This is a genomic window from Stenotrophomonas pictorum JCM 9942 (genome assembly GCF_001310775.1).
Classification (GTDB): Bacteria; Pseudomonadota; Gammaproteobacteria; order Xanthomonadales; family Xanthomonadaceae; genus Stenotrophomonas; species Stenotrophomonas pictorum.
The window spans coordinates 1-927 of record NZ_BAZI01000671.1; the positions used below are offsets into that span (position 1 = coordinate 1).

The window sequence follows — 927 nt, forward strand, 5'->3', positions numbered from 1 at the left end:
GGCGTAGCCACGGGCCAGCATCTGCAGCCGGTCGCGGTTGAGCAGCGCGCGGGCCAGCAGCGCATACAGCAGCGCCACGCCCAGCGCGCACAACGCCAGCGGCATGCGCTCGCCCTGCAGCAACCCGGCCTGCAGCGAGAAGGCGACCAGCGGTGTGCCGAACAACAGGCAACCATCGATCTGCGCGTTACCGGATGTCGCCGCCTTGCGCGCGTACAGCAGCGGCAGCAGCAGGTAGAAGCCGAAGAACAGCAGCAGGAACGGCTCGGTGCTGGCGAACTTGGCCGGCTCGTAGTCCAGCACGCCCCAGACCGTGCCGATGCCCCAGGTGAAGGCGAATCCCAGCAGGTTGAGAATGCGCCACGGCCGCACCCAGGCGATGGCGAAGATACCGGCATTGAGCAGCGCGTAGTACGAGAACAACGCCACGTGGTTGCCGCTGCCACTGGACAGCCAGATCGGCGCCATGAAGCCGGCCAGCACTCCGAGGAGGGCCAGCGTGCGCGACTCCTGCAGCACCGCCATCACCGACAGGCCCGCGATCAGCACCACGCTCAGCCCAAAGGCCGGGACCACGCCGATCATTCCGTAGTTCTTGCAGGCGGCGAACACCACCAGCAGCAGGATGCCGATCATGCCGCCCTGCATCGCCAGGGCGAAGCTGGGATGGCTTTGGCGCTTGCGCCACGCAAATACCAGGCCGGCCAGTGCCGCAGCGCTGACGCCGGCCAGCTTCACGCTGGCCGGCAGGCTGAACCAGCCCTGGTCCGTGGCGTATTTGAGCAGGGCCGCGACACCGGCCAGCATCACCAGCATGCCGACCTTGATCGGCACGTTGCCTGTGGTGAACCACCGCTTGAGGTGTTCGATGCCGCGCTCGATGAAACTCGGCGCGGGCGGCGGCGTCCCTTCCGGCCGCGGGCGCGG

The 927-nt window shown here is 68.1% G+C and carries 1 protein-coding gene; it reads right to left on the reverse strand.

Going from position 1 to position 927, the window contains the following annotated elements; all coding sequences use genetic code 11:
• Positions 1 to 927: DUF2339 domain-containing protein (locus tag JCM9942_RS16945; protein ID WP_157723037.1), on the reverse strand; the 927-nt coding region annotated here is incomplete at both ends.